Source organism: Pseudorhodoplanes sp. (assembly GCF_035565795.1).
Taxonomy (GTDB): domain Bacteria; phylum Pseudomonadota; class Alphaproteobacteria; order Rhizobiales; family Xanthobacteraceae; genus Pseudorhodoplanes.
Map to the genome: position 1 here is coordinate 1 of NZ_DATMRV010000068.1, position 25,688 is coordinate 25,688.

23 protein-coding genes are annotated in these 25,688 nt (G+C 64.0%); 9 read left to right on the forward strand and 14 right to left on the reverse strand.

Annotated elements, in window-relative coordinates:
* Both VNZ93_RS07120 and VNZ93_RS07125 read right to left on the reverse strand, forming a co-directional pair.
* On the reverse strand, window positions 1-3,689 hold a 3,689-nt coding region (locus VNZ93_RS07120; protein ID WP_325702127.1), incomplete at its 3' end, for a vitamin B12-dependent ribonucleotide reductase.
* 854 nt (window positions 3,690-4,543) lie between these two features.
* On the reverse strand, window positions 4,544-5,431 hold the full coding sequence (locus tag VNZ93_RS07125) for a cation diffusion facilitator family transporter (protein WP_325702130.1): 888 nt from the start codon (window positions 5,429-5,431) through the stop codon (window positions 4,544-4,546).
* 417 nt (window positions 5,432-5,848) lie between these two features.
* On the opposite strand from VNZ93_RS07125, the gene VNZ93_RS07130 reads away from it, so the two are divergent.
* Window positions 5,849-6,259, forward strand: a complete 411-nt coding sequence (locus VNZ93_RS07130; RefSeq protein WP_325702133.1) for an NADH:ubiquinone oxidoreductase subunit NDUFA12 — start codon at window positions 5,849-5,851, stop codon at window positions 6,257-6,259.
* A 149-nt stretch (window positions 6,260-6,408) separates the two neighbouring features.
* Here VNZ93_RS07130 and VNZ93_RS07135 read toward each other — a convergent pair whose 3' ends face one another.
* Window positions 6,409-7,398 (reverse strand): tripartite tricarboxylate transporter substrate binding protein, encoded by a 990-nt coding sequence (locus VNZ93_RS07135; RefSeq protein ID WP_325702136.1) that lies wholly within the window; start codon window positions 7,396-7,398, stop codon window positions 6,409-6,411.
* Window positions 7,399-7,610: 212 nt separating this feature from the next.
* Between VNZ93_RS07135 and VNZ93_RS07140 the strand changes: the two genes are divergently transcribed.
* Window positions 7,611-8,609: a DUF2155 domain-containing protein gene (locus VNZ93_RS07140; RefSeq protein WP_414710002.1), complete on the forward strand. Its 999-nt coding sequence runs from the start codon at window positions 7,611-7,613 to the stop codon at window positions 8,607-8,609.
* A 10-nt stretch (window positions 8,610-8,619) separates the two neighbouring features.
* Here VNZ93_RS07140 and aat read toward each other — a convergent pair whose 3' ends face one another.
* Window positions 8,620-9,327 (reverse strand): leucyl/phenylalanyl-tRNA--protein transferase, encoded by a 708-nt coding sequence (aat, locus tag VNZ93_RS07145; protein ID WP_325702140.1) that lies wholly within the window; start codon window positions 9,325-9,327, stop codon window positions 8,620-8,622.
* 116 nt (window positions 9,328-9,443) lie between these two features.
* On the opposite strand from aat, the gene VNZ93_RS07150 reads away from it, so the two are divergent.
* Window positions 9,444-9,938, forward strand: coding sequence for a response regulator (locus VNZ93_RS07150; protein WP_325702142.1), 495 nt, complete (start codon window positions 9,444-9,446; stop codon window positions 9,936-9,938).
* Here the strand turns inward: VNZ93_RS07150 and VNZ93_RS07155 are convergent.
* From VNZ93_RS07155 to VNZ93_RS07200, 10 genes are all read right to left on the reverse strand, one after another.
* Complete coding sequence (locus VNZ93_RS07155; protein ID WP_325702144.1) at window positions 9,927-10,682, reverse strand: slipin family protein; 756 nt, start codon at window positions 10,680-10,682, stop codon at window positions 9,927-9,929. The genes VNZ93_RS07150 and VNZ93_RS07155 overlap by 12 nt on opposite strands.
* 29 nt (window positions 10,683-10,711) lie before the next feature.
* Complete coding sequence (locus tag VNZ93_RS07160; protein WP_325702146.1) at window positions 10,712-11,428, reverse strand: NfeD family protein; 717 nt, start codon at window positions 11,426-11,428, stop codon at window positions 10,712-10,714.
* 63 nt (window positions 11,429-11,491) lie between these two features.
* Window positions 11,492-12,550, reverse strand: coding sequence for a sensor histidine kinase (locus VNZ93_RS07165; RefSeq protein WP_325702149.1), 1,059 nt, complete (start codon window positions 12,548-12,550; stop codon window positions 11,492-11,494).
* A gap of 9 nt (window positions 12,551-12,559) precedes the next feature.
* Window positions 12,560-12,997 (reverse strand): response regulator, encoded by a 438-nt coding sequence (locus tag VNZ93_RS07170; RefSeq protein WP_325702151.1) that lies wholly within the window; start codon window positions 12,995-12,997, stop codon window positions 12,560-12,562.
* The gene (locus tag VNZ93_RS07175; RefSeq protein WP_325702154.1) at window positions 12,994-14,487 is read right to left on the reverse strand and encodes a sensor histidine kinase; all 1,494 of its coding nucleotides are present in this window, start codon (window positions 14,485-14,487) and stop codon (window positions 12,994-12,996) included. The genes VNZ93_RS07170 and VNZ93_RS07175 overlap by 4 nt, the downstream gene beginning before the upstream one ends.
* 81 nt (window positions 14,488-14,568) lie before the next feature.
* Complete coding sequence (gene accC, locus VNZ93_RS07180; RefSeq protein WP_325702157.1) at window positions 14,569-15,921, reverse strand: acetyl-CoA carboxylase biotin carboxylase subunit; 1,353 nt, start codon at window positions 15,919-15,921, stop codon at window positions 14,569-14,571.
* 26 nt (window positions 15,922-15,947) lie between these two features.
* Complete coding sequence (gene accB, locus VNZ93_RS07185; protein WP_414710003.1) at window positions 15,948-16,424, reverse strand: acetyl-CoA carboxylase biotin carboxyl carrier protein; 477 nt, start codon at window positions 16,422-16,424, stop codon at window positions 15,948-15,950.
* A 3-nt stretch (window positions 16,425-16,427) separates the two neighbouring features.
* Complete coding sequence (gene aroQ, locus VNZ93_RS07190; RefSeq protein WP_325702159.1) at window positions 16,428-16,880, reverse strand: type II 3-dehydroquinate dehydratase; 453 nt, start codon at window positions 16,878-16,880, stop codon at window positions 16,428-16,430.
* 134 nt (window positions 16,881-17,014) lie between these two features.
* Entirely contained in the window at window positions 17,015-17,761 is a 747-nt protein-coding gene (locus tag VNZ93_RS07195) for a DsbA family protein (RefSeq protein WP_325702162.1), read from the reverse strand.
* A gap of 23 nt (window positions 17,762-17,784) precedes the next feature.
* Window positions 17,785-19,218: a M48 family metalloprotease gene (locus VNZ93_RS07200; RefSeq protein ID WP_414710005.1), complete on the reverse strand. Its 1,434-nt coding sequence runs from the start codon at window positions 19,216-19,218 to the stop codon at window positions 17,785-17,787.
* Between the two features lie 163 nt (window positions 19,219-19,381).
* Between VNZ93_RS07200 and VNZ93_RS07205 the strand changes: the two genes are divergently transcribed.
* The 6 genes from VNZ93_RS07205 to VNZ93_RS07230 all read left to right on the forward strand — a co-directional run bounded on the left by VNZ93_RS07205 (window position 19,382) and on the right by VNZ93_RS07230 (window position 25,560).
* Window positions 19,382-20,557: a pyridoxal phosphate-dependent aminotransferase gene (locus tag VNZ93_RS07205; RefSeq protein WP_325702167.1), complete on the forward strand. Its 1,176-nt coding sequence runs from the start codon at window positions 19,382-19,384 to the stop codon at window positions 20,555-20,557.
* Entirely contained in the window at window positions 20,554-21,297 is a 744-nt protein-coding gene (locus VNZ93_RS07210) for a YoaK family protein (RefSeq protein ID WP_325702170.1), read from the forward strand. Before VNZ93_RS07205 ends, VNZ93_RS07210 begins: the two co-directional genes overlap by 4 nt.
* Window positions 21,298-21,327: 30 nt before the next feature.
* Entirely contained in the window at window positions 21,328-22,101 is a 774-nt protein-coding gene (locus VNZ93_RS07215; protein ID WP_325702173.1) for an LssY C-terminal domain-containing protein, read from the forward strand.
* A gap of 5 nt (window positions 22,102-22,106) precedes the next feature.
* On the forward strand, window positions 22,107-22,628 hold the full coding sequence (locus VNZ93_RS07220) for a DedA family protein (RefSeq protein WP_325702176.1): 522 nt from the start codon (window positions 22,107-22,109) through the stop codon (window positions 22,626-22,628).
* A 128-nt stretch (window positions 22,629-22,756) separates the two neighbouring features.
* Window positions 22,757-23,788 carry a S1C family serine protease gene (locus VNZ93_RS07225; protein WP_325702179.1) on the forward strand — a complete coding sequence of 344 codons (1,032 nt, stop codon included), beginning with the start codon at window positions 22,757-22,759 and terminating at the stop codon, window positions 23,786-23,788.
* A 155-nt stretch (window positions 23,789-23,943) separates the two neighbouring features.
* The gene (locus VNZ93_RS07230) at window positions 23,944-25,560 is read left to right on the forward strand and encodes a methyl-accepting chemotaxis protein (protein ID WP_325702182.1); all 1,617 of its coding nucleotides are present in this window, start codon (window positions 23,944-23,946) and stop codon (window positions 25,558-25,560) included.
* Window positions 25,561-25,688 lie beyond the last annotated feature (128 nt).

The window sequence follows — 25,688 nt, forward strand, 5'->3', positions numbered from 1 at the left end:
CCGTTGCGCACCAGCGTGAAGTTCTGGCATTCGGCGCAGGCTTCGCCCTCATAGCCGCGGGCCTTTGCTTCGGCGCGCCGTTCCGAGATCGCCGCCTTCGGCTGCGCTTGCGGCTTGGTCTCGCTGACCATCGCGCGCATGCGCTCTTCCAGGTTCTGCCATTCCAGCCGGTCTAGGGCGTTCGCAGCCTTTGCCTCGCCCTTCAGCGCGGTGGCGCCCGCGGTCTGGAACGAGGTGACATTGGTCGCCGCCTGCTGCGCCGCCGCCGGGCCGCCTGCAATCACGCCGAGCTTGTCGGCGCGCGAGCGGGTGAGGCCCTTAGACACATACTTGGCCGCGGGAGCGGGCAGGAGCGCCTCGGGCGCGCGGCCTTCCTCGACGCCCTTGCCGAGCGCATCGAAGCCGCCTTCCGCCGGATCGACATGGCCGAGGTCGTAGCGCGCCAGATAGGACACGGCGAGCTCCCGGAACACATAGTCGAGGATCGAGGTCGCGAACTTGATGGTGTCGTTGCCCTGCACCGGACCCGACGGTTCGAACCGCGTGAAGGTGAAGGCGTCGACATATTCCTCGAGCGGCACGCCGTATTGCAGGCCGAGCGAGACCGCGATCGCGAAGTTGTTGATGAAGGAGCGCAAAGCCGCGCCTTCCTTGTGCATGTCGATGAAGATCTCGCCGAGGCGGCCGTCATCGTATTCGCCGGTGCGCAGATACACCTTGTGACCGCCGACCACGGCCTTCTGGGTGTAGCCCTTGCGCCGGTGCGGCATCTTCTCGCGTTCGCGCAGCACGGTGACGCGCTCGACGATCTTCTCGACGATACGCTCGGCGACCTGCGCGGTGCGCGCCGCCTGCGGCTTGTCGAGGAAGGCTTCGATATCGTCGTCCTCGTCCTCCTCGTCGGCGATCAGCTGCGCATTGAGCGGCTGGCTGAGCTTCGATCCATCGCGATAGAGCGCGTTGGCCTTCAGCGCCAGCTTCCAGGACAGGAGATAGGCGTTCTTGCAGTCCTCGACCGTCGCTTCGTTCGGCATGTTGATGGTCTTGGAGATGGCGCCCGAGATGAAGGGCTGCGCCGCCGCCATCATGCGGATGTGGCTTTCGACCGAGAGATAGCGCTTGCCGGTGCGGCCGCATGGATTGGCGCAGTCGAATACCGGGTAATGCGCGAGCTTCAGGTGCGGCGCGCCTTCCACCGTCATCGCACCGCAGACATGCACGTTGGCGGCTTCGATCTCGCGCTTGCTGAAGCCGAGATGGGCGAGCAGGTCGAAGGACGGGTTAGCAAGATCGGCCGGCGAGATGCCGAGCGCATCGCGGCAGAATTGCTCGCCAAGCGTCCACTTGTTGAACACGAACTTGATGTCGAAGGCTTTCGGCAGCGCTTTCTCGACGAGGCCGATCGCCTCGGTGGTGAAGCCCTTCGCCTTCAGCGTCGCGTGGTTGATCGCCGGCGCATTGGCGAGGTTGCCGTGACCGACGGCGTAAGCCTCGATCTCGGCGATCTCGGCCTCGCTGTAGCCGAGCGCACGCAGCGCTTCGGGGACCGCGCGGTTGATGATCTTGAAATAGCCGCCGCCCGCGAGCTTCTTGAACTTCACCAGCGCGAAGTCCGGCTCGATGCCGGTGGTGTCGCAATCCATCACGAGACCGATCGTGCCGGTCGGCGCGATGACGGTCGCCTGCGCGTTGCGATAGCCGTGCTTCTCGCCGAGTTCGATCGCCTTGTCCCAGGCGCGCTTGGCATGTTCGATCAGCATCTGATCGGGGCAATGCGCGGCTTCGATCGGCACCGGATTGACGCCGAGCTGTTCGTAGCCTGTCGTCTCGCCGTAAGCGGCGCGGCGATGGTTGCGCATCACGCGCAGCATGTGCTCGCGGTTCTGCTTGAAGCCCGGGAAGGTGCCGAGTTCGGCCGCCATTTCCGCCGAGGTTGCGTAGGACGTGCCGGTCATGATCGCGGTGAGGGCAGCGGCGATGGCGCGGCCTTCGTCGGAGTCATAGGCGATGCCGGACGACATCAGGAGGCCACCGATATTGGCGTAGCCGAGACCGAGCGTTCGGTATTCGTAGGACAGCTGCGCGATTTCCCTGGACGGGAATTGCGCCATCATCACCGAGATTTCGAGGACGATGGTCCACAGCCGCACGGCATGTTCGTAGGACGCGACGTCGAAAACCTTGGTTTCCTTGTCGCGGAAGGTCAGCAGGTTCAGCGACGCGAGGTTACAGGCCGTGTCGTCGAGGAACATGTATTCCGAGCACGGATTGGACGCGCGGATTTCGCCGGATGCCGGGCAGGTGTGCCAGTCGTTCACCGTGGTGTGGAATTGCAGGCCGGGATCGGCACAGGCCCAGGCGGCGTAGCCGATCTTTTCCCACAATTCGCGCGCCTTGAGGGTCTTTGCGACCTTGCCGTTCTTGCGCCAGGTGAGGTCCCAGTTGCCGTCGGTCTCGACCGCCTTCAGGAAGTCGTCGGTGACGCGGACCGAGTTGTTCGAGTTCTGGCCGGAAACGGTGAGGTAGGCTTCCGAGTCCCAGTCGGTGTCGTAGACCGGGAATTCGATGTCGGTATAGCCCTGACGCGCGAACTGGATCACGCGCTTGATCATGTTGTCGGGCACGAACGCCTTGCGGGCGAGCTTGATCTCGCGCTTCAGCGCCGGGTTCTTGTCGGGCGAGAAGCAGTCGTCGCCCGAGCCTTCGCAATTGACGCAGGCCTTGAGGACGGCGCGCAGGTGCTTCTGGTTGATCTTGGAGCCGGTGACGAGAGCGGCGACCTTCTGCTCTTCCTTCACCTTCCAGTCGATATATTGCTCGATGTCCGGATGGTCGGCATCGACCACCACCATCTTCGCGGCTCTACGCGTGGTGCCGCCCGACTTGATCGCGCCCGCCGCGCGGTCGCCGATCTTCAGGAACGACATCAGGCCGGACGACTTGCCGCCGCCCGACAGTCGTTCGCCTTCGCCGCGCAGATACGAGAAGTTCGAGCCGGTGCCGGAGCCGTATTTGAACAGGCGCGCCTCGCGCACCCACAGATCCATGATGCCGCCTTCGTTCACCAGATCGTCGGAGATCGACTGGATGAAGCAGGCATGCGGCTGCGGATGCTCGTAGGCGCTGTCCGACTTCTTCAGTTCGCCGGACGCGTGATCGACATAATAGTGGCCCTGCGAGGGGCCATCGATGCCATAGGCCCAGTGCAGGCCGGTGTTGAACCATTGCGGCGAGTTCGGTGCGCACATCTGCATTGCGAGCATGTAGCGGAGCTCGTCGAAGAAGATCTGCGCATCGGTTTCGGTGTCGAAATAGCCGCCCTTCCAGCCCCAATAGGTCCAGGTGCCGGCCAGACGATCGAAGACCTGCTTGGCTGAATGCTCGCCGACACTGCGCTCGGCTTCCGGCAAGCCGGCGAGCGCGGCTTCGTCAGGGATCGAACGCCACAGGAAGGAGGGGACGGAGTTCTCTTCAACCTTCTTCAGGGCCGCGGGCACGCCGGCCTTGCGGAAATACTTCTGCGCGAGAACGTCGGAGGCGACCTGCGACCAGAAATCCGGCACTTCCACGTTATCGAGCCGGAACACCACTGACCCGTCGGGGTTCTTGATCTCGCTCGTGGTCAGCCGGAAGTCGATCCCCGCGTAAGGGGACTGGCCGTCCTTCGTGAAGCGCCGTTCAATTCGCATTCTCTTGCCCCGTCATTCTGTGACTTCCCGCTTGCGAACGCGAAGTCCTCGCTTTGACCGTCGCAGCTGGGCCCCCGCCCATGCCGCTCGGCTCCTGTTCTTGTTCGACGCCTGTTCACCTTAACGCCAGACGCTCGCTTTTCGGCGCTGGTTTGGCCGCACTCTTGGCCCTCCGGCAGGGACGCAAAACCCACCCCCGCCAAGGGCTTGATCTGGGCGGGTGCCTGCCTCGCAACGCTGTCGGAGGAGCCGGCGGAGACTAAAAACACACCCGCGCCGGACTGGAGACTCAACCTATGAACACTGGACCGGCTCGTCAAGTTCTAGTGGCTTAGTCCCTACCAAACCCTAAAGCTTGTGTGCCCTGTTGAGAATTATGGGGATTACTCACGAACCGGTGATGGCAGTTTGGGAGCGCTTTCGGGATTCGCCAAGCACAAATCCGCCTGCGGCGAAGTGCGCCGGTCACGGTCCCCTCGCACCCTGCGAAATAGGCTCAAACACGAAGATTCGCTGTCAAGCGTCGCACGGGAGGACGCGCGAGGGAGGGCCGCGATATGGTGCTCTGACACCGTTCACGGTCCTCTCAAAACGCCCGATGCGCAGCGATTCTCACAGAAAGCTCAGGATGATAGGACCGGCCCACACCGCTCGCGCGAGCCGGTATGTATTTCCGAACGCGTGTCGCCGGATTCTTGCAACCTCTAGCGTTCCCGGCAGCGGCTCATTGGTACCGAACCGCCTCGGAGGCGGCCGCGTTCAAGTGAGTGTAGGGACGGGTGGGGCGGGCAAGACGACTTGGTGGGCGCGGCCGTCACTTTGCCCGTCGGAGCTAATCCGCTCGCCGGCCCGCATCACACAACAACGATGCCGGAATGCTTGGCCTTGTTGTCAGGCTCGACATGGATCGAGATCATCGCATCGGTGACCTCGGCCTTGATCGCGCGCTCCAGCCGGTCGCAGATGTCGTGCGCCTGGGTGACGCTCATCGAGCCTTCCACCACCAGATGGAAATCAACGAAGGTCATGCGCCCGGCATGACGGGTGCGGATATCGTGCGCCTCGATCGCGCCGTCAGCATTGGCGGAGATGACGGCGCGCACCCTGGCGAGTTGCTCCTCCGGTAGCGCTTCGTCGAGCAGACCGCCGACCGATTCCTTCATCAACTGCCAGCCCGACCACAGCACGTTGAGGGCGACCAGCGCGGCAAGGATCGGATCGAGCACGAGATAGCCGGTGAGGGCGGCGAGCGTGACGCCGGCGAACACCCCGATCGACGATACGACGTCGGCGAACAGGTGCTTGCCATCTGCGACGAGCGCCGGCGACTTGCGCTTGCGGCCCTGCCGGATCAGCACCCCGCACCAGATCGCATTGATGAAGGTTGCCACGCCGTTGACCGCAAGACCGGTCCAGGGCGCATCGACGATGCGAGGCCGCAGGAAGGCGCCATAGGCCTCGTGCAGGATCGCGATGGCGGCGACGATGATCAGCGCACCTTCGATAACTGCAGAAATATATTCAGCCTTGTGATGACCGTAGGGATGATTGGCGTCGGCGGGCCGGGCGGCGAACCAGATCGCTATGAGGGCGGCCACCGCGGCCGCGACATTCACGATGCTTTCGATCGCGTCCGACAGCAGCGCGACGCTGCCGGTCAGGTACCACGCAAGGAATTTCAACGCGAGAACGGCAAGGCCGACCGCGATAGATCCGGCGGCAAGGAACTGTACCCGTTTCATCGCTGACCGCTGAGGTGTGAGCCCGCGATCTAGGGCTCCGCGACTTGCGATGCAAGAACGATGAATTTAACTGCAAATCAGTTGCAAGTGCATATCAGCCGCGACGTGCATCGTTACGTTGCGGCGGCTCTCGAGGATACGCAACGCAAGGGCATCCGGCGTTGCTTCCGTGATCTGCACATTGGCGATGTTGCGGCCCCACGTCTGCGACGCGCGTGCGATCCGGTGTACGACTTCGCCGCCCTTAACCACCGGCGCGAGCAATCGCGCGGACCGCAGAATCAATCGATGTCCGGAAGGTCCGCCACGTGCGATCGGTCGTTATTCAGAGGCTGAATTGCCGGGAAAAATGGCTCTCTGGACTTCGGCCCCCGGCGATGGCATGACACCCGCAACGCAACGATAACGCGATGCAATATGAAGAGTTTCCTGCTCAAATTCTTCACTTGGTGGAACGGCCAGACGCTGAATACCCAGCTCTGGACCGCGCTCTATGGCGAAGTCGTCGGCGAGGACGAGTTCGGCAACCGGTATTACCGGACCAAGGGCGGCAAGATTGATCCGGTCCTCGGCTTCGAGCGGCGCTGGGTGATCTACAACGGCTATGCCGAGGCCTCGACCATTCCGCCGGCCTGGCATGGCTGGATCCATCACATCGTGGATACGCCGCCGACTGAGGAAAAGTACAAGCCGCGTCCGTGGCAGAAGCCGCACCGGCCGAATCTCACCGGCACGCCCGGCGCATATCGCCCGTCCGGATCGACGCTGGCGCAGGGCCGCCGGCCCAAGGCGACCGGCGACTACAAGGCCTGGACGCCGGGCCGGTAACGCCGGCCGTCGCCGGACCTCTGCAGGTCCTGTTCTGCAAGCGCTATTCTGCAAGTCGCGTTCAATCAGGCCCGGCCTCGTGCCGGGCATTGTCTTTTGTGGCGAAAGGCGTGGATGGCCGGGACAAGCCCGGCCATGACGCGGGTTGCTTACATCGAGCCTTCAAGCCCGAGCTTGCGGACCAGCGTTCCCCACTTGTCGCGCTCGCTCTTGAAGTATTGCTCGATGCCCTCGACCGACGGCGTGTCGACCGGGATCAGCCCGATATTGCTCGCAAGCTTCTTCATCTCGGGATCGGCCATGATCTTCTTCATCTCCGCATGAAGCCGGTCGACAATCGGCTTGGGCGTTGCGGCCGGCGCGAGCAGCACATGCCATGACACCGCCTCGAAGTCCGGTGCGTTGGCGGCTTCGGCGAATGTCGGTACATCCGGGAGCGAGGGCAGGCGGGCCTGCGAGGACACCGCGATTGCGCGCAGCTTGCCATCCTTGATCAGCGGCAGCGACGCGCCGGCTTCAGCAAAGGACATCGCGACGTGCCCGGCCGCGATGTCGGCGACGGCCTGCGGCGATGACTTGTAAGGCACGTGGGTGATGTCGAGGCCGTAGCGCTGCTTCATGTATTCCGAAGACAGATGCAGCGCCGTTCCCGCGCCGGGTGACGAATAGGTCAGCGGAGTCTTGCTCTCCTTGGCGTACTTGATCAGGTCCGGGACTGATTTGATCGGCAGGCTCGGATTGACGACAAGGATGAAGGGCGACTTCACGTAAAGCGAGATCGGGACGAAGTCCTTCTCGTGATTGTAGTTGAGCTTCTTGTAGAGCGACGGGTTGATGGCCATCGGCGCGCTGGTCGAGACCAGCAGCGTGTAGCCGTCGGCCGGTGCCGTCGCGACCGCGCTGGCCGCCAGCATCAGCGCGGCGCCCGGCCGGTTTTCGACCACCACCGGCTTGCCAAGCGCGGTCTGCAGTTTGTCCGCGTAGAGCCGTACCAGCGAATCCATGCCGGTGCCCGCAGCGAGCGGGACCATGATGGAAACCGGGCGCGTCGGATAATCCTGCGCAAACGAGGTGGCGGGCTGCAGGATGGCGCAAGCGGCAAGCGCGAGCAGCGCTCGGCGACCGGTGACGAATGGCATGGAAAACACTCCTCCCTTGATGTCGGCGCCTTCAGCGGCGCTCTCGAATCCCGCCAGTGTGGCGGGGCGGCGCGGTCCCGGCAAGCGGTTCGGCGGTCCCGGATAGCGGGCCACATTGACGCGGATCGCCCTTCCGCCGCCGCATTCGACATGTTAACCGAAGCATTGCACCAATCGCAGGGGCGGGCGTGAGTGCATAGACCGGGGCCTTGATGACAGTCGTTCCCATACGACGATGCGCTGCCGGGCTCGTTGCTGCGGCGGCGGGCGTGGTGATGCTATGCCTTTCGGCCCCCGACGCGCGTGCCCAGTTCGGCTCGATCTTCGGCGATCCGCCGCCGCGGCCGCCAGCCGGCGTGCCGGGTGGACGTCAGCAATTTCCCCAGCAGCAACAACCGCAGTTCCAGCAGCAGCCGCAATTTCCCGACCGGCTGCCGCCCGGTCCGCCGCCGAGTTCGCGCCGTCAGCAGATCCAGACCGAGCCGCTGCCGCCGCCTCCGGGTTCAGGCCGCCAGCAGGATGCCAGTCAGCCGCCTTCGCTGCCGCCGAATGTGCGTCCGCCCCGCGGCACGCCGCAGCCTGCCAACACCACGCCGCAGCCCGGCGACGAGGTGATTGCCACGCCGCCGGCGCAGAAGATTCCGAATCAGACCGCGGTGTTCTCCGGTCTCGACAAGATCACCGGCCGCATCATCTCGTTCGATGTGGCGCTTGGTGAGACGGTGCAGTTCGGCGCGCTGCAGGTGGTGCCGCGCGTCTGCTATACGCGCCCGCCGACCGAAGCTGCAGCGACGGACGCGTTCGTCGAGGTCAGCGAAGTCACGCTGCAAGGAGAAGTCCGCCGCATCTTCTCGGGCTGGATGTTTGCTGCGAGCCCCGGCCTCAACGCGGTCGAGCATCCGATCTATGACGTCTGGCTGACCGACTGCAAACAGCCGACCATGAATGTCGCCGAGCGGCCCGCGCCGCCGCAACTCGGTCTGCAGGGGCCGCCGCAGGTGATCCCGGAATCGGACACCGAGGAAAATCCGCAGAGCACGCCGGCGCAGCAACAACCGCCCACGCCCCGTCCGCGGACGCAGCAGGCGCAGCAGCCGGCGCGGCCACAGGCGCAGCAGCCGCAAGCGCAGCAGCAACAGCCATCGCGGCCGCGTCCCCAACCCCAGCCAAGTAGCGGCGGCGCGAACCCGTTCCCGACGCCGATCCGCTAGTTCTCGTCCACTAGGACTTGCTCGCAGCATCCGGCGTCGCATTTGCGAGCGCCGCGAGTGCGGTCGCGCCGGGCAGAGGATCGGGATGAAGCGCGAAGAAATCCGCTTCGCCTTCGAGCGCGCGCTCCAGCAGCCGGTTGTATTGGCGCTTGCTCACTTCGATCGCGCCGAAGCCGGTCAGATGCGATGTGACGAACTGCGTATCGAGCAGCGCAAAGCCGCCGGCGCGCATGCGCGCGACAAGATGCACCAGCGCGACCTTCGACGCGTCGCGCTCACGGTGGAACATGCTCTCGCCGAAAAAGGCGCGTCCGAGGCGTACGCCATAAAGTCCGCCCACGAGCTTGCCGTCTCGCCAGGTCTCGACCGAGTGGCAATGTCCGATCTCGTGCAGCTTGCAATAAAGACTGCGGATCCGCTGGTTGATCCAGGTCCGCGAGCGGCCGGCGGCAGGCTCCGCGCAGCCATCGATCACCGCTTCGAAGTCGCGGTCGACAAATACCTCGAAACGGTCCGATCGCACCGTCCGGGCCAGGCGTTTGGGGAGATGGAACCCGTCGAGAGGTATCAGGCCCCGCATGTCGGGCTCGAACCAGTAGAGCGAGGGGTCGTCGGCACTCTCCGCCATTGGGAAAATACCGCACGCATAAGCCTTGAGGAGCACCTCGGGGGTGATCTCGACAAGTCCTGTTTCGCGAGCCGAATCCCTGCTGGCCATGTGCCTTACTTAACGTCCCGTTATCCCTGAGCCTGTTAAATTTTCGACACTTTGCGAACAAATCCGGCAGCCAAGCTTTGCCCGCCCGGATGTATTGCGTAGCGAGGGGTGCGACCATGACGCAGAAGTCCACGAAACGGAAGTCCGCGGATCGCAAGGCCAAACCTGAGGTCGTCGAAACGCCTGCGAAACCTCGGCAGACATGCGTTCTCCTCGTCGAGGACGAAGCGCTGATCGCCGAGATCATCGGAGAAGCGCTCGAAGAATCCGGCCACAAGGTGCATGTGGTCGCCAGCGCCGAGGACGCCATGGCACATATGGCGAATGGTGGGCGCGTCGATCTTCTTTTCACCGATATCAATCTACCCGGCGATATCGACGGCGTCGGTCTTGCGGAGCAGGCCCGCGCGGTGAATCCGAAACTGCCTGTGCTGTTCGCATCCGGCCGCTGGTGGCGGCTCGATGACTTGCAGAAGCTTCCGAATGCGGCAACGCTGCGCAAGCCGTACAGTCCGGCCCGCGCCTGCGAAACGGTGGACCACTTGCTCGCCGAGCAGACGAGCGTTGCGGACGACACCGCGACCGACCGGGAAGCGGCGTTAGCTCTTTAGCTTGTCGAGCAGGTTCGTCGGCAGCGGCAGCACGATTGTCGACGTGCGCTCGCCGGCGATGTTCTGCAATGCCGTGAGATAGCGAAGCTGCATCGCTTCCGGCCGAGTCGCGAAGATTGCGCCGGCATTGGCGAGCGTCTGTGCCGCCTGGAACTCGCCTTCCGCGTCAATCACCTTGGCGCGACGGATACGTTCCGCTTCCGCCTGCTTGGCGATGGCGCGGATCATGCTCTCGTTGATGTCGACCTGCTTGATCTCGACATTCGCCACCTTCACGCCCCAGGCGTCGGTCTGTTCGTCCAGAATCTTCTGGATGTCGGAATTGAGCTTGGTGCGCTCCGACAGCATCTCGTCGAGATCGTGGTGACCGAGCACGGAGCGCAGCGTGGTCTGCGCCAGCTGGCTCGTCGCCTCATTGAAAAACTCGACCTGCACGATCGCCTTTTCCGGATCGATCACGCGGTAATAGACGATCGCGTTGACCCGCACCGACACGTTGTCGCGCGAGATCACGTCCTGCGGTTCGACGTCCAGCACCCGCGTGCGCAGATCGACCCGCACCATCTGCTGGATGAAGGGGATGACAAGGATCAGACCCGGACCTTTCACTTTCCAGAGCCGGCCGAGCATGAACACGACACCACGCTCATATTCGCGCAGGATGCGAAACGAGTTGATCAGGACGAACAGCAGCACGATGGCCGGGATCAGCAACACCGCGTAGGCAGGCAGATATCCAACCATGCAGGCCTCCAGTAACGGGAACGGCAGAACTAGACCGGTTCGACGACCAGCACGAGGCCATCGCGGCTCGTCACGCGAACGGAATCGCCTGGTATGAGAGTTCGCGTACCGCGCGCCGACCAGACTTCGCCGCGGATGCGGATGTTGCCGCGATCGCCGGACCAGTCGATCACCGTGCCGTGCTCGGACATCAACTGCTCGGCGCCGGTGGCGGTTGGCTGTCGACGCACCTTGAGCGCCGCACCGACAACGAAAAAGATCAGCCCGGCGCTTGCGACCGCCGACCCAATCAGGAGCGGCATCGATACGCGCATCTCGATCTGGCCGGCCGGCGCATCGAACAGGAAATAGCCGCCGCCGACGAAGGCGGCGAAACCGAGAAGGCCGAGCACGCCGAAGCCAGGCGTGAAGGCTTCCGCCGCCATCAGCGCGATGCCCGCAATCAGGAGCGCGAGCGCGCCGTATTGCACCGGCAGAGCGGACAGCGCCAACGTAGCAAGCGCCAGGCAGATGACCCCGACGATCCCCGGCAGCAGGGCTCCGGGATGCGCAAATTCCAGCAGCAGGGCGTAGATGCCGACCAGTAGCAATATGAAGGCCGCGTCCGGATTGGAAATCAGGCCGAGCAGGGCGTCACGACTGTCGGCGAATGAGGACGCGTGCGCCACGGTGGCGGAGAAAGCCACGATGCCCAGACCGGCGGGCAGGCTGCGACGCAAAGGCTGAACCCATGCCGCGATTCTCATACGCTCGAGATAGGCGAGACTTTGCCGTCGCGCAATGGTTGCAGTCTACGGACTGGCGGTCGGTCAGTTTGCGGGCGGTGCAACACACTCGAACGTGATAACGACGCGCGTTCCACTATGGGATGGGTCGTAGACCACGTCCGCGCCGAGGCGGTTCGCCATCGCGCCGACGATCGAGCGGCCAAGACCGGTCGAGCGCGGGGTGGTCTTGATGTCGTGACCGATGCCGTCGTCCTCGACGCTCAGCATGGCGCGCTTGCCGTTGACGCGCTTCAGCCCGATGCGGATCGGACCCTTCTCGGCCGGGTACGCGTATTTCATCGCGTTGAGCACAAGCTCGTTGACGATGACGCCGATCGCGACCGCGCGATCCGGATCGAGATCGAGCGGCTCCGCGGCGAGGCTCAGAACGGGCGTATCGGAGATGTCGGTCTTGGCGAGATCTTCGACCAGGGCGGCGAGATACTGGTCGACTGAAACGGACTGCACATCATTGGAGGTGTAGAGCCGCTTGTGGACCTGCGCGACCGCCATCACACGGCGCGTGGCGTCGGTGAGGGCAGCCTTCACCTGATCGTTCTTCGACGAGCCGCCCTGCAGTTGCAGGAAGGCCGCGATCAACTGCAACGAATTGCCGACGCGGTGATTGACCTCGCGCAGCAACATCTCGCGTTCGATGGCGAGCTTCTCGAAACGGTCGCGCTGCTCGCGCAATTCGGCTTCGGCGTTTTCCTTGGCGCGCCGCATGCGCATCGCGTCAGCCGCGCCGGTCAAGGCCGCGAGCAGCAGAGGGACGAATTGTCCGGAGACATCCTTCAGGACGTAATCGAAAGCACCGGCCTTCAGCGCCGCGACAGCAACCGCGGAATCCTGTTCGCCGGTGACGATGATCACCGGCGGATGGTTCGGAATCTCGTGGATCAGCCTGAGCGCGCCAATGCCGTCGAGCCGTGGCATATAGTGATCGAGCGCGACGACGTCGAACTGTTCGTGCTTCAGCCGTTCGACGGCGGCGTGGCCATCCTCTACTGCGACAACCTCGATGCCATGCGCAGACAGTCCGCGCTCCACCAACCGGCGGAGCCCGGCTTCGTCATCGGCATAAAGGACCTTCTTCGGCATGAGATGATGTCAGGCGGTGACGGGAACCTGGATGACCGAAAAGAACAGGCCAAGCTGTCGGATGGCGTTCGCGAAGCTTTCGTAATTGACGGGCTTCGTGATGTAGACATTGGCGCCAAGATCGTAGCAACGCTTGACCTCGCCCTCGTCGTCGGTGGTCGTCAGCACCACGACGGGCGTCAGCCTCAGGTGCTCGTTTGCCTTCACGCGCTTCAGGATGTCGACGCCGCTCATGTCAGGCAGGTTGAGGTCGAGCAGGATCAGCAGCGCCCGGCCGCTGTTCACGGCACCCGACCCGTCCGAACCGAACAGGAAGCGCACGGCCTCCGTGCCGTTCTTGAAAGGAATGATCTCGTTGCTGACGCCCGCCCGACGGATATTGCGTTCGATCAGGCGCGCGTGGCCTTCGTCGTCCTCGACCATGACGATGCTGACATGTTCACTCATGCGGCGTGTCTCTCGTCCTCTTGCATCCGGCGCGGCAGCGTGACGATGAAGGTGCTGCCTTTGCCCAGCTCGGATTTCAGCGTCATGTATCCGCCCAGCCGCCGCACCAGCGCACGGCTATGGGCGAGGCCGATGCCTTCGCCCTTCTGGTCCTGCTCCCCGGCACGACGGAACAGATCGAAGACGCGCTGGTGATCCTCGGGCGCGATGCCGCGACCGTTGTCTTCCACCTCGTAAACGACCCGCAGATGCTCAGCGCGACCGCGAATGCGGACATGGCCCGGGCGGCCTGGCGCCGTGTATTTCAGCGCGTTGTCAACGAGATTGGAGAAGATTTGTTCCAGGGCGAGGCGGTCGCTCTTCAGCGGAGGCAATGCCTCCACCGTGATTTCGACCTCTTTCTCGGCAGCCTGATGGGCCACCGCGTCGGTGATCGACCTGATCAGCTGGTCCATGCTCACATACTCGGGCTTGAATGTCCGCTGTCCCTCGCGGGACAGCTTCAGGATCGAGTTGATGAGCCGGTCCATCTTGCCGATCGAGCCTTTGATGAATCCGAGGGATTCATCAAAGTCCCGGGACAACTCTACCGTCTTGCGGGAGGCCTCGGTATCGTTTTCTTCCGCGACGGGAAGCTGGTCAAATATGTCGTTTTTTATAGCCTCGATCTCCGCGGTGAAGCCCATGATATTGACGAGCGGCGACCGCAGGTCGTGGCTGACGATGTAGGCGAAGCGCTGGATTTCGTTGTTGGCTTCCCGCAATTCGGCCGTGCGTTCTTCGATCCTGGCTTCCAGGTTTTCGTTGATATCCAGAAGGGCGGCGCGGGCCTGTTCGCGCTGGCGGGACGTGCGCTGCACAAGATAGATCGAGACGGCGCCGATGGCGGCGATTGCCGCTGTGCCGAGCAGCGTCACCAGCAGCAGCAATGTGTTCGTGTGCGCAGATTCCGCCTGGCGCGCTTCGAGGAGTTTGCGTTCGACGCTATAAAGCTCGACGATCGCGTCGCGGACATCGGTCATCGCGGCACGGCCTTCGCCGTGCCAGATCAAATCCGCGGCTTCCCTGGGGCGGCCGGAATCGTGCAACTCCACGACCCGTTCCATTTCCGCGAGCTTGCGTTCGACCAGCGCCGGGACCTTCTCGAATCCGTCTTTGAGTGAGGGGTCGAGCCCAATCACCTCGGCCGCACTTTTGACCGCGGGCATCGTGTTGGCTGCGGCCTCCCGGTATTCGTCGCGATACGGCTTTTGTCCGGTAATGATGTATCCGCGCTGCGCCGATTCCGCCCGGCGCAGATTGAGGAGGATCAGCGACAGCCGGTTCTGGATGTCGAACGTTGCCACCACCGTCTGCGAGTCATCGCGGGCCCGGTCGACGAGCCAGATCGCGGCGAGACTGATGGCGACGAGAATGGCGAAACCCAAGGCCAGCAATATTGGCTGCGCGCCAGGCGACCGGATCGGGCCGGCCGTCTCAACGGAAGTCATGGCGGGGAAAGGGCTCCTGTGGCGAGGCGATTGTGTCAAACGCTTAAGCCAACGCCGAGTTCCCGATCCCGGCTCATTTTTTCACCCCTCCATCCCGCCTTCGGCCAGAAACTTCTCCAGCCAGTGGATGGAGTAATTGCCGTCGATAATGTCCTGATTGCGGACCAGAGTCCGGAACAGGGGCAGGGTCGTCTCCACGCCGTCGACCACGAATTCGTCGAGCGCTCGCTTGAGACGCATCAGACATTCCTGCCGCGTCTTGCCATGCACGATCAGCTTGCCGACCATCGAGTCGTAATAGGGCGGGATGGTGTAGCCCTGATAGGCCGCTGAATCGACGCGTATGCCGAGCCCGCCCGGCGGGTGATAGTGCAGGATCTTTCCGGGGGACGGCCGGAAGTTGGACGGATTTTCCGCATTCACCCGGCATTCGATGGCGTGACCGGTGAAGCGCAGGTCCTTCTGCTGGCACGGCAGGTCGCTGCCGGCGGCAACGCGGATCTGCTCGAGAACCAGATCGATATCGGTGATCGCCTCGGTCACCGGATGCTCGACCTGGATACGCGTGTTCATCTCGATGAAATAGAACTCGCCGTCCTCGTAGAGGAATTCGATGGTCCCGGCTCCGAGATATTTCATCTCGCGCATCGCATTCGCGCAGATTTCGCCGATCCTCTCGCGCTGCGCGGCGTTGAGCGCGGGCGAGGGGCTTTCTTCCAGCACCTTCTGATGGCGACGCTGCAAGGAGCAATCGCGCTCGCCGAGATGGATGGCGCCGCCGCGTCCGTCGCCCAGAATCTGGATTTCGATATGACGCGGCCGTTGCAGGTATTTCTCGAGATAGACGGCGTCGTCGCCGAACGCGGCTTTCGCTTCCGAGCGCGCGGTCTGCAGTGCGACGCTCATTTCCTCTTCGGAGTGAGCAACCTTCATGCCGCGGCCGCCGCCGCCCGCCGCAGCTTTCACCAGCACCGGATAGCCGATCTCGCGGCCGATCCGGAACGCCTCGTCGTCGGACGTCACGCCGCCTTCCGAACCCGGCACCACCGGGATGCCGAGTTTCTTGGCGGTACGCTTGGCCTCGATCTTGTCGCCCATCGTGCGGATGTGCTCGGCCTTGGGGCCGATGAAGCCGATATTGTGCTCGGCGAGAATCTCCGCGAAGCGCGCATTCTCTGACAGGAAGCCATAGCCCGGATGCACGGCATCGGCGCCCGTGATCTCGCAGGCCGCCAGCAGCGACGGCACGTTGAGATAGCTGTCGCGCGCAGGCGGCGGTCCGATGCAGACGCTCTCGTCGGCGAGACGCACATGCATGGCGTCAGCGTCGGCGGTGGAGTGTACGGCGACCGTATGGATGCCGAGCTCCTTGCAGGCGCGCAAGACGCGCAGCGCGATCTCGCCGCGATTGGCTATGAGGATTTTTTCAAACATGGAACGCCCGAGTGGTGCGCATTCGCTCACTCGATGATCATCAGCGGTTCGCCGAATTCGACCGGCTGGCCGTCCTCGACGAGAACTTGCGTCACCGTTCCGCCGCGCGGCGCCGGAATCTGGTTCATCGTCTTCATCGCTTCGATGATCAGCAGGGTGTCGCCAGCCTTCACGGTCTGGCCGACTTCGACGAACACCTTCGCGCCGGGCGATGGCGCAAGATAGGCCGTGCCGACCATCGGCGAGGGGACCATGCCCGGATGCTTGGCGGGATCGGCGGCAGCAGGAGCCGCCGTTGCCGCAACAGGCGCCGCAGCGGTTGCGGGAGCCGTGACGCTGACCGCACGCGCGGCGCGTCCGATCTTGATCCGCTCGCCGCCGCGTTCGATCTCAATCTCGGTCAGGCCGGTTTCGTCGAGGAGCCTGGCAAGCCCGCGAATGGTGTCTTCGTCATAAGGTGCAGGTTTTGCCTGGCCCGATTTCTTGTCTTTATCAGACGCCACGTGTCAGCCCTTCGATGGTTTTAGCATGGCCGCGAGTCCGTCAATCGCTAGCACATAGCCGTTGACGCCGAAGCCGCAAATGATCGCTTTCGCGACCGGAGAAACGTAGGAATGCCTGCGGAAAGGGTCGCGGGCATGGATGTTGCTGATATGCACCTCGACGATCGGGACATTGGCCGCGAGCAACGCGTCCAGAATCGCGATCGAGGTGTGGGTATAGGCGGCCGGATTGATGACGATGCCGGCGGCGCCTTTCGCGCGTGCCTCCTGGATCCAGTCGACCAGCGCGCCCTCATGGTTCGACTGGTGGAAGACAATCTCAAGTTCGTGGCGCTTGCCGGCGTCGCGGCACATGGCCTCGACGTCCTTCAAGGTGGTGTGGCCATAGACCTCCGGCTCGCGGGTGCCGAGCAGGTTCAAATTCGGGCCATTCAGGACATAGACCGTCGTCGCCATCGGGCCAGAGTCGCGCCGTGATTGCATGAAAAAGGGGCGCGGGGGCCCCGGCGGGCCCCCTTATAGGCGGGTCGCCGGGCGAGGAAAAGCCCGGCGTCCGCAGACGAGGACGGTGCCCTGATGCCTGCGAGGCGTCAGCAGGTCGCCTTGCCGCAGCGTGCCGTATTGATCTTGGCCTGCAACTCCTTGACGCCGACCGCGCCGACCACAGCCTCGTTCCCGATTACGTAGGACGGCGTGCCCTGGAAGCCGAGCGCCTCCGCGAGGCCGAAGCTTTCCTGCAGCGCGGTCTTCACCTCGGGGCTGTTCATGTCCTTCTCGATGCGGGCCATGTCGGCGCCCACTTCCTTGGCGACGGCGAGGGCGCGCGCCTTGTCGGCCTGGCCCCGGCCGCCCAGCAGCTTCTGGTGGAAGTCGAGATAGCGCTTGCCGCTCTTGTCCTGCAGTGCGACCGCAACCGCGACCTGAGCCGCATCCATGCTGCCCTGACTGAGGACCGGCATCTCCTTCAGCACGACGCGCAGATTCGGGTTGTCCTTGATGAGCGTCATCATGTCGTCGAGCGCGCGTTTGCAGAAGCCGCAATTGTAATCGAAGAACTCGACCATCGTGACGTCGCCCTTCGGATTGCCGAGCGTCACATGACGCGGCGACTCGAACAGCGTCTGCTTGTTCTCGCTGATGACCCGCTTGAGTTTCTCGGTCTGCGCCAGCGCCTGCAGCTCCTCGATCATCTCGGGGTGCTTGATGAAATAGTCCTTGATGATCGCCTCGATCTCGCCGCGCTGCTCCGGCGTGAAGCTTTGCGCCTGCGCCGCGCCGCCCGCGACAACGGCGAACGCCACGGTGAGGGCGGCGAGTAGGCGGGAAAGAATGTTCATTGAGTGTGTCCTTTGTGAATCGGTCAGTTCTGACGGTTCGGTCCCGTCGGCACCTTGGCGGCAATGATGTCATCGGCACGGACCCAGCCGGGCGATCCGACCGGCAGGCGTGTCTTGGCGCGTGCGGCGAGTTCGCGCGCGGTCTTGATGTCGCCCTTTGCGAAAGCGGCCTGCGCCGATGCGAGATCGGCCTGAGCGAGATCGCCCTTGCGGCCATAGGCCATGGCGAGTTGCTCATAGGCGTTAGGCGTGTCCGGCTCCTGCGCCAGTCCAGTGCGCAGGATCGAGATCGCCTCTTCGGCATGCGCAGGGTTGTTGGTCGCGACCAGCGCTTGCCCGAGCATGATCTTGATCAGCGTCGGATCGGGAGCGAGAGCGACCGCGCGGCGCAGCGGCGCCACCGCTTCGGCTGCGCGGCCGTTTTCGAGGAGTGCCTGCCCCTTCAGTTCGTGGAAATAGGGATTGTTCGGCTGCGCCGCGATCAGCGCATCGATCTGCGCCAGCGCGGCGCGAATGTCGGAATGCCGGTAGGTCGCGATCGCGCGCGCATAGCGAGCCGGCAGCGACGTGTCGCTCGGCGGATAGCGGCGCGCGACAGTCTGCGGCTGCTCCATGAAGCCGGACAGTTTGGCGCGCATCATGTCGTGACGCGCCTGCAATTCCGGCGGGTCCTTCTTGTCCCAGTTCGGACTCGTGCGCGCGATCTCCGTAAGCGCGGCCATGCGTTCGGTCGGCATCGGATGCGACTGCGCATAAGGGTCGGCGAAGCGCGCGGTGAACATCGAGTTGTCCGCAAAGCGCTTGAAGGTCTCGTACATGCCCTTCGCGGATTGTCCGGTGGCGGCGAGGAATTTCACCGCCGCGCGGTCCGCGGCTTCCTCGTGTGCGCGCTGGTAGGACAGAAGGCTGCGGGTCGCCACGTGCTGGCTGCCCATGATCGCTGCCATGCCGGCCTGACCCGCGCCATCGCCCGCGCCGGAGCGACCGGCGGCTGCCATTGCGGCTGCGCCGAGCAGCATGCCGATCAGCGCCGCGGTCTGTACGTTGGCGAGTTCCTGCCGGAGTTTCGACAGGTGGCCGCCGGCGATATGGCCGGTTTCATGCGCCATGACGCCGATGATCTGGTTGGGGGTCGTCGATTCGGCGAGCGCGCCTGTATTGACGAAGATCCGGCGGCCATCGACCACGAAGGCGTTGAACGAACGGTCGTTGATCAGCACGACCTTAACATTGGCCTTGGCCAGCCCCGCCGCCCGGAGAATCGGCGTCGTGTAGTCGCGCATCAATTGCTCGATTTCGGCGTCCCGGATCAGCGGAATGCCGCCGCCGCGCTTCTGGGCCTGCGCCGGGAGCGGCGGAACCGCCAAAACCACCGCCATCGCCGCCACCAGGAGGCGCGAGACTGGTTTCGACCTCGCGGTCCTGCTAGGCGTAAGCGGGGTTGCGGCTCGTGTCATAACGTTCTGATTTGCTTCGCTTATGGCGCGAACCTAGAGAGCCCGTCTGAAGCGGTCAAATCACGCCGCGGTCATGGTCTCGGGATCGTCCCAAGCAATCCCGCGAATGCGGCAGGAGCGGGGCGCATGCCCAACGACAGGTTGAAAATGGGCGCCTGAACTGATGCTGGAACGGGCACGCCAGATATTGTCGCCGTCCGCGCGCAGCGATGTTCCGCCCTTCATGGTGATGGACGTGATCGTGGCCGCGACGCGCATGGAGGCTAAGGGCCACCACGTCATCCACATGGAGGTCGGCCAGCCGGCGGCATCGGCGCCGCGGACCGCAATCACGGCTGCGAAAAACGCACTCGACGGGCCTCTGCGCTACACCGAAGCGCTCGGAATCAGTTCCTTGCGCAACCGGATCGCGCGGCACTATGGCGAAACGTATAATGTCGATCTCGATCCGGCGCGGGTGATCGTCACCACGGGATCGTCTGCAGGCTTCATCCTGGCCTTCCTTGCGATGTTCGAGCCCGGCGACCGCGTCGGCATCGCCAATCCCGGATATCCGCCGTACCGCCACATCCTGAAGGCGCTCGGCTGCGAGCCGGTTTTGATCGAGACCGGGGACGCGACACGCTGGGCTGTGACGCCGGAGGCGGTGCTGTCCGAGCATCGCAAGCAGAAGCTCGACGGATTGCTGGTGGCGAGCCCGGCCAATCCGACCGGCACCATGATGCGGCCCGAGGCGCTTGCGGACCTGATCCGCGCGACGGAAGAGGCGGGCATCCGCTTCATCTCGGACGAGATCTATCATGGCCTCGATTACGCGTTTCCGGCGGAGACCGCGCTGCGGGTCTCGGACGCTTCGCTCGTAATCAATTCCTTCTCGAAATATTTCTGCATGACCGGCTGGCGGATCGGCTGGATCGTTGCGCCCGAGCCGCTCGTGCGGCCGATCGAACGGTTGCAGGGTAATCTCGCGATCTCCGTGCCGACCCTGTCGCAGATCGCGGCGGAAGCCGCCTTCGACGGCCGCGACGAGATGGACGGCGTCAAGCACGGCTACGAAGACAATCGCCGTATCCTGATTGAAGGCTTGCCGCAGGCCGGGCTCGAAACGTTTCTTCCGGTCGACGGCGCGTTCTACCTCTACGCCAATATCGGACGCTTCTCGGACGACTCGTACGAGTTCGCCAAGCGCCTGCTTGCGGAAGCGCATGTCGCGGCGACGCCCGGCGTCGATTTCGATCCGATCGACGGACGCCACTATCTGCGCTTCTGCTACGCGCAATCGCAGGCCGACATGCATGAGGCTGTCGCGCGCATCGGCGCGTGGCTGCGCGGCCTATGAATGCGACTGCCGGACCCGCGCCGCTGCCGCGCGTCGTTCCGCCACTGCTCAGTCTCGTCGCCGGCTATGTCGACAGCATCACCTTTCTCGCATTGTTCGGATTCTTTGCCGCGCAGGTGACCGGCAGTTTTGTGGTCGCTGCGGCCGAGCTCGTGGTCGATGACCGTGGCGTGGCGGTCAAGATGCTCGCCATCCCGGCATTCATGCTGGGCGCCGGCATCGCTGCGATCATGGTCATCGCGCGCAGAGGCAGCAAACGTTCTTCGCTGCCGCTGGTGTTTGCGCTTGAAGCATTGCTGCTCTCGGCCTTCGTTGCGCTGATGCTCTACGCGTGGCCGATCACGAACCCGGACGCCCTCATCGGCGCGGCCGCCGGATTGCTGTCGGCGGCGGCGATGGGCGTGCAATCGACGCTCGTCCGGTTGTTGCTTCGCGGCGTGCCCCAGACCAACGTGATGACCGGCAACTCGACGCAGCTCGCGATCGATGCCGCCGAACTGATCTATGCGCGCTTTCGTCCGGCGCGCGTTGCCGCCGATCCCGCACTCGCCGCCTATGTCGCGGAAGCGCGCAGGCGTTTCGCGACCGTGTTCTCCGTGCTGATGGGCTTCCTCGCCGGCGTGCTCGGTGGTGCGCTTGCCTATGCCGCCGCCGGTCCCTTCAGCGCGTGTTTTGCTATTTTCGTCGTTGCCGGACTCATTGCATGGTCTGCAAGACGTGGCGGCAGCGATCCGGTATAAAAAGCAATGAGACCCTATGGACGTGCGATCATGTTCACTGCCGCCGTCGTGGCACTGATCTACGGCGCCGTCGCCTATCTGATCCTGCCGGCGGCGTGGAAGCATTTCGAGCATCAACCTGGCCTCGCGACCCAGTCGATGGTCACGCATACCAAGCAGGGCATCCCCGGCGATGCGCTGAATGTCGGACTTGTCGGCGAACGCGCGACCGTGATCCGGGCGATGAACGAGGCAGGATGGTTTCCGGCCGATCCGATCACGCTCAAGTCGAGTGTCGAGATCATCGGTTCGGTGCTGCTCGACCGGCCATACAAACATGCCCCGGTGAGCCCGCTTTATTATGACGGGCGCGTCGAGGATCTTGCCTTCGAGAAGCCGTCCGGAAAGAGCGCCGATCGCCGCCATCACGTGCGGTTCTGGCAGGTGCTTGCACAGGGCGCCGAGAAGCGGCCGGTCTGGCTTGGTTCGGTGACCTTCGATCGCGGCGTCGGCCTCAGTCATTATACAGGGCAGGTGACGCACCACATTTCGCCGGATATCGACGCGGAACGCGATGGCCTGATCGACGACCTGAAAGCCGCAAAGGTCGTGGAAGCCATCTATCAGGTGACCGGCGTCGGCCCGACGCTGAACGGGCGCAACGGCGAGGGCGATTCCTACTGGACCGACGGCGAACTCGATATCGCGCGGCTGACTCCCGATGCAGTGAAAACGGACAAGCCGCCGCAGGTTCTCGACTCGCCGCAGATCGTGCAATGGAAAGACGCGGTCATGAAGAAAGTCGGCCAGTCTTTCGGGAATTGAGGCGAATGCTTTCGACGTTGCATGAAGGCTGGGCGATCTTCGAACCGTTCCTGAAGACCTACGGCGCTATTACGCTCTTCGTGATGATCTTTCTGGAATCGATGGGCTCGCCCGTACCCGGCGAAACCGGCGTGATCGCGGGCAGCCTGCTTGCGGCCAAGGGCGAACTCTCGATCGTCGGGGTGTATTTCGCGGTGTTGTTCGGCGCGATCCTCGGCGATTCCACCGGCTATCTGATCGGACGGCTCGGCGGCAACCGGCTGTTGCGTCGCTTCGGGCCACGCATCGGTCTCACCGCCGAACGGCTCGATGCAGTCGAGGCGCGTTTTTCCAAAGGCGGCCTTTGGATCGTCGTCGCCGCGCGCTTCATCCCGCTGATGCGGCAGCTCAACGGCCTGGTCGCGGGTTCGCTCTCCATGCCGTTTCACCGCTTCCTGATGGCGCAAGGCGCGGGAGCGGTGCTGTGGACCAGCGTTTATTGCCTCGGCCCCTACTTTTTTGCCGAGGTTTTCGCGCACATCCGCTAGCCGCGGAGGCGGGCCTTTAACTCACGCGCCGCCGACCTATATCTGGGAACACCCCAACAGCGCGGCCGGCGGCTTGGGCGCCCGCAGACCAGTCTGCGGCCGCGCGTGTATTCATGTGAGAGCGTCCCATGCTCGATATCACCAATACCGCCCTGTTCGAGGCGGACGAAGCGCAGCCACATGCCGACAATGCCGCGAGCGATGCGGCGCTGCTCGACGCCTATTCCCATGCCGTGATCGGCGTCGCCGACCGCGTCGGTCCCGCTGTCGTGCGGGTCGAGACGCGAAAGAAGGATGGCAAGGGCCGCGGCGGCGTAGGCTCCGGCGTCATCATCGCGCCGGACGGCCTCGTGCTGACCAACAGCCACGTGGTCGATGGCGCGCGCGAATTGCGGCTCACGGATGCCGAGGGCCGCGTCATGGATGCGCGCCTGCTCGGCGAAGACCCGGACACCGATCTCGCGCTGATCCGCGCCGATTCCGTGCGTAACCTGCCGACCGCGCCGCTCGGCGATTCCAAGGCGCTGCGCCGCGGCCAGCTCGTGGTCGCGATCGGCAATCCGCTCGGATTTGAATCGACCGTGACTGCGGGTGTGATCTCCGCACTCGGCCGTTCGCTGCGCTCGCAGACCGGCCGCCTGATCGAGGACGTGATCCAGACCGACGCCGCGCTCAATCCGGGCAATTCCGGCGGACCGCTGGTAACGTCGCATGGCGAAGTGATCGGGATCAACACGGCGATCATCATGGGCGCGCAGGGCATCTGCTTTGCGGTCGCCAGCAACACCGCGCAGACCGTGCTCAGCGAATTGATCCGGCACGGCCGTGTACGGCGCGGCTTTATCGGGATCGCGGCGCAGACCGTTGCGGTGCCGCGCAGGCACGCCCGCGCCGCCGACATCGACAATGGCTCGGGCGCGATGATCACCACCATCGAGCACGGCGCCCCGGCCGATACCGGGGGGCTGATGACGCTCGACGTCATCGTCAAGGTCGATGGTGAGAAGGTCACCGGCGTCGACGACCTGATCCGCCTGCTCAATGCCGACCGGATCGGACGCACCGTGACTTTCGATGTGCTTCGGCGCGGCATGTTGCGCCAGTTCGACGTGGTCCCGGCCGAGCGCGTCTCGACGCGCGCGGCCGCGGCTGCGAAGTGAGCCTTTTCTCGCTTTGCGGGATGCGTCGCGCACTGCGCGGATGAGTAGAACTTTGCTTGGTAAGCGAGCATTAATCGGTGGGATTTAACCGTCGTTGTACTTGAGTCGTGCGGAACACGATGCTTCGCACGCCAGACACAACGAGGCGAAAAATCTTGAGCGATCAATCCGCGCTTGCAGAGCGTCTGCACTTCATTGGTCTCGACGCCAAAGCCAAGGACGACATCCGCTCGCTGAAGCCGGTGATCGACATGGCATTGCCGGCTATCCTCGAGGATTTCTACGGCAAGATCGGCTCCGTGCCGGATGTCGCGCGCTTCTTCGCCGATGAAAGCCGTGTCAGCCACGCGAAAGGGGCCCAGCTCAACCATTGGTCCCGCATCAGTTCGGCGGATTTCAGCGCCGATTATCTCGATAGCAGCATCCGGATCGGCAAGACGCACGCACGCATCGGCCTCGAGCCGCGCTGGTATGTCGGAGGTTACGCGCTGCTCCTTGCGGATCTGGCGAAGGTGGTTCTCGCCGCGAACTGGCCGAAGGGGCTTTTTGGAGGCCGGCAAGGCCATGAACAGGCCGCCGACGCGATGGGCGCGCTGATCAAGGCGGTGTTCCTCGACATGGAGCTCGCGATCTCGACATATATCGATGCAGCAGACGCCGCACGAAAGGCCGCGGAGGATGCGAACGCTGCGGCCGCGCAAAAGCAGGCTGCCGTGGTCGAAGCATTGACCCGCAATCTTGCGCTGCTTGCGCAGGGCGACCTGACATGCCGCTTGCCGGAGACGTTCCCGGCCGAGTATCAGGCGCTGAAGTCGGACTTCGACAGCGCGGTTGAAAAACTCAATGAGGCGATCGGATCGATTTCGGTCGTCGCGCGGGAGGTGATCGATATCTCCGGCGAGATTTCGAGCGCGACGGCTACCTTCTCGGAGCGCACCGAAGGGCAGGCCGCGAGCCTCGAACAGACATCGTCGTCGATGGAACAGATCGCAGCGACGGTGAAAAACAATGCCGAGAACGCGCAGCGCGCGAACGGTCTTGCGCAGGGCACGCGCGAACTCGCCGACCGTGGCGGCTCGGTCGTCTCCGAAGCGGTGACGGCGATGGCGCGGATCGAAGAAGCCTCGCAGAAGATCGCCGACATCATTTCGGTCATCGACGAGATCGCGCGCCAGACCAACCTTCTCGCATTGAACGCCGCGGTCGAAGCCGCGCGCGCGGGCGAGGCTGGCCGCGGCTTCGCGGTGGTCGCGTCCGAGGTTCGCAGCCTCGCGCAGCGCTCCTCGCAGGCGGCGAAGGACATCAAGGGCCTGATCGTCAATTCCTCGAGCCAGGTTCAGGACGGCGTGCAACTGGTCCGGCGCACCGGCAACACGCTCGAGGAGATCATGCAGTCGATCATCGGCGTCGCGGATATCGTTGCCGATATCGCGACGGCGAGCGGCGAACAGGCCGTCGGGATCGACCAGGTCAACACCGCGCTGACTCAGATCGATCAGACGACGCAGCAGAATGCCGCGATGGTCGAGGAGAATTTGGCCGCGGCGCGCATGCTGGATCAGCAGGCCGGGACGATGGTGGAGCGCATCGGGCGATTCAAGTTGTCCGGGCAGGCGGCTGTTGCTCCGCGTGCGCAGGCGGCGCCGGCGTCATCGGCGGCACCGCGCCGTGCGCCACTTGCGAAGAAGTCCGCAATCGTGCCTGGCACTGCGCGCAAGATGCAGGCCGCACTCGCGGCCGCGGTCAAGCAGGACGATTGGGAAGAATTCTGATCGGTTGCGCCGCCGGCCGCTCCGCGGCCGGCGCATTTTCTGCAGACGAGACGCGCAATCTGACGCCTTGCCAAGCGCTGTCCGATATGGCCTTTGCCTCGCAACAAAGGTGCTATCGGAGAGGCGCT

What these genes read in the sequence shown, in the direction of transcription:
- VNZ93_RS07125 (WP_325702130.1), bottom strand. Translation starts at nt 5,431, where the DNA reads ATGAAACGGGTACAGTTCCTTGCCGCCGGATCTATCGCGGTCGGCCTT.
- VNZ93_RS07130 (WP_325702133.1), top strand. Translation starts at nt 5,849, where the DNA reads ATGAAGAGTTTCCTGCTCAAATTCTTCACTTGGTGGAACGGCCAGACG.
- VNZ93_RS07135 (WP_325702136.1), bottom strand. Translation starts at nt 7,398, where the DNA reads ATGCCATTCGTCACCGGTCGCCGAGCGCTGCTCGCGCTTGCCGCTTGC.
- VNZ93_RS07140 (WP_414710002.1), top strand. Translation starts at nt 7,611, where the DNA reads ATGACAGTCGTTCCCATACGACGATGCGCTGCCGGGCTCGTTGCTGCG.
- aat (WP_325702140.1), bottom strand. Translation starts at nt 9,327, where the DNA reads ATGGCCAGCAGGGATTCGGCTCGCGAAACAGGACTTGTCGAGATCACC.
- VNZ93_RS07150 (WP_325702142.1), top strand. Translation starts at nt 9,444, where the DNA reads ATGACGCAGAAGTCCACGAAACGGAAGTCCGCGGATCGCAAGGCCAAA.
- VNZ93_RS07155 (WP_325702144.1), bottom strand. Translation starts at nt 10,682, where the DNA reads ATGGTTGGATATCTGCCTGCCTACGCGGTGTTGCTGATCCCGGCCATC.
- VNZ93_RS07160 (WP_325702146.1), bottom strand. Translation starts at nt 11,428, where the DNA reads ATGAGAATCGCGGCATGGGTTCAGCCTTTGCGTCGCAGCCTGCCCGCC.
- VNZ93_RS07165 (WP_325702149.1), bottom strand. Translation starts at nt 12,550, where the DNA reads ATGCCGAAGAAGGTCCTTTATGCCGATGACGAAGCCGGGCTCCGCCGG.
- VNZ93_RS07170 (WP_325702151.1), bottom strand. Translation starts at nt 12,997, where the DNA reads ATGAGTGAACATGTCAGCATCGTCATGGTCGAGGACGACGAAGGCCAC.
- VNZ93_RS07175 (WP_325702154.1), bottom strand. Translation starts at nt 14,487, where the DNA reads ATGACTTCCGTTGAGACGGCCGGCCCGATCCGGTCGCCTGGCGCGCAG.
- accC (WP_325702157.1), bottom strand. Translation starts at nt 15,921, where the DNA reads ATGTTTGAAAAAATCCTCATAGCCAATCGCGGCGAGATCGCGCTGCGC.
- aroQ (WP_325702159.1), bottom strand. Translation starts at nt 16,880, where the DNA reads ATGGCGACGACGGTCTATGTCCTGAATGGCCCGAATTTGAACCTGCTC.
- VNZ93_RS07195 (WP_325702162.1), bottom strand. Translation starts at nt 17,761, where the DNA reads ATGAACATTCTTTCCCGCCTACTCGCCGCCCTCACCGTGGCGTTCGCC.
- VNZ93_RS07200 (WP_414710005.1), bottom strand. Translation starts at nt 19,218, where the DNA reads ATGACACGAGCCGCAACCCCGCTTACGCCTAGCAGGACCGCGAGGTCG.
- VNZ93_RS07205 (WP_325702167.1), top strand. Translation starts at nt 19,382, where the DNA reads ATGCTGGAACGGGCACGCCAGATATTGTCGCCGTCCGCGCGCAGCGAT.
- VNZ93_RS07210 (WP_325702170.1), top strand. Translation starts at nt 20,554, where the DNA reads ATGAATGCGACTGCCGGACCCGCGCCGCTGCCGCGCGTCGTTCCGCCA.
- VNZ93_RS07215 (WP_325702173.1), top strand. Translation starts at nt 21,328, where the DNA reads ATGTTCACTGCCGCCGTCGTGGCACTGATCTACGGCGCCGTCGCCTAT.
- VNZ93_RS07220 (WP_325702176.1), top strand. Translation starts at nt 22,107, where the DNA reads ATGCTTTCGACGTTGCATGAAGGCTGGGCGATCTTCGAACCGTTCCTG.
- VNZ93_RS07225 (WP_325702179.1), top strand. Translation starts at nt 22,757, where the DNA reads ATGCTCGATATCACCAATACCGCCCTGTTCGAGGCGGACGAAGCGCAG.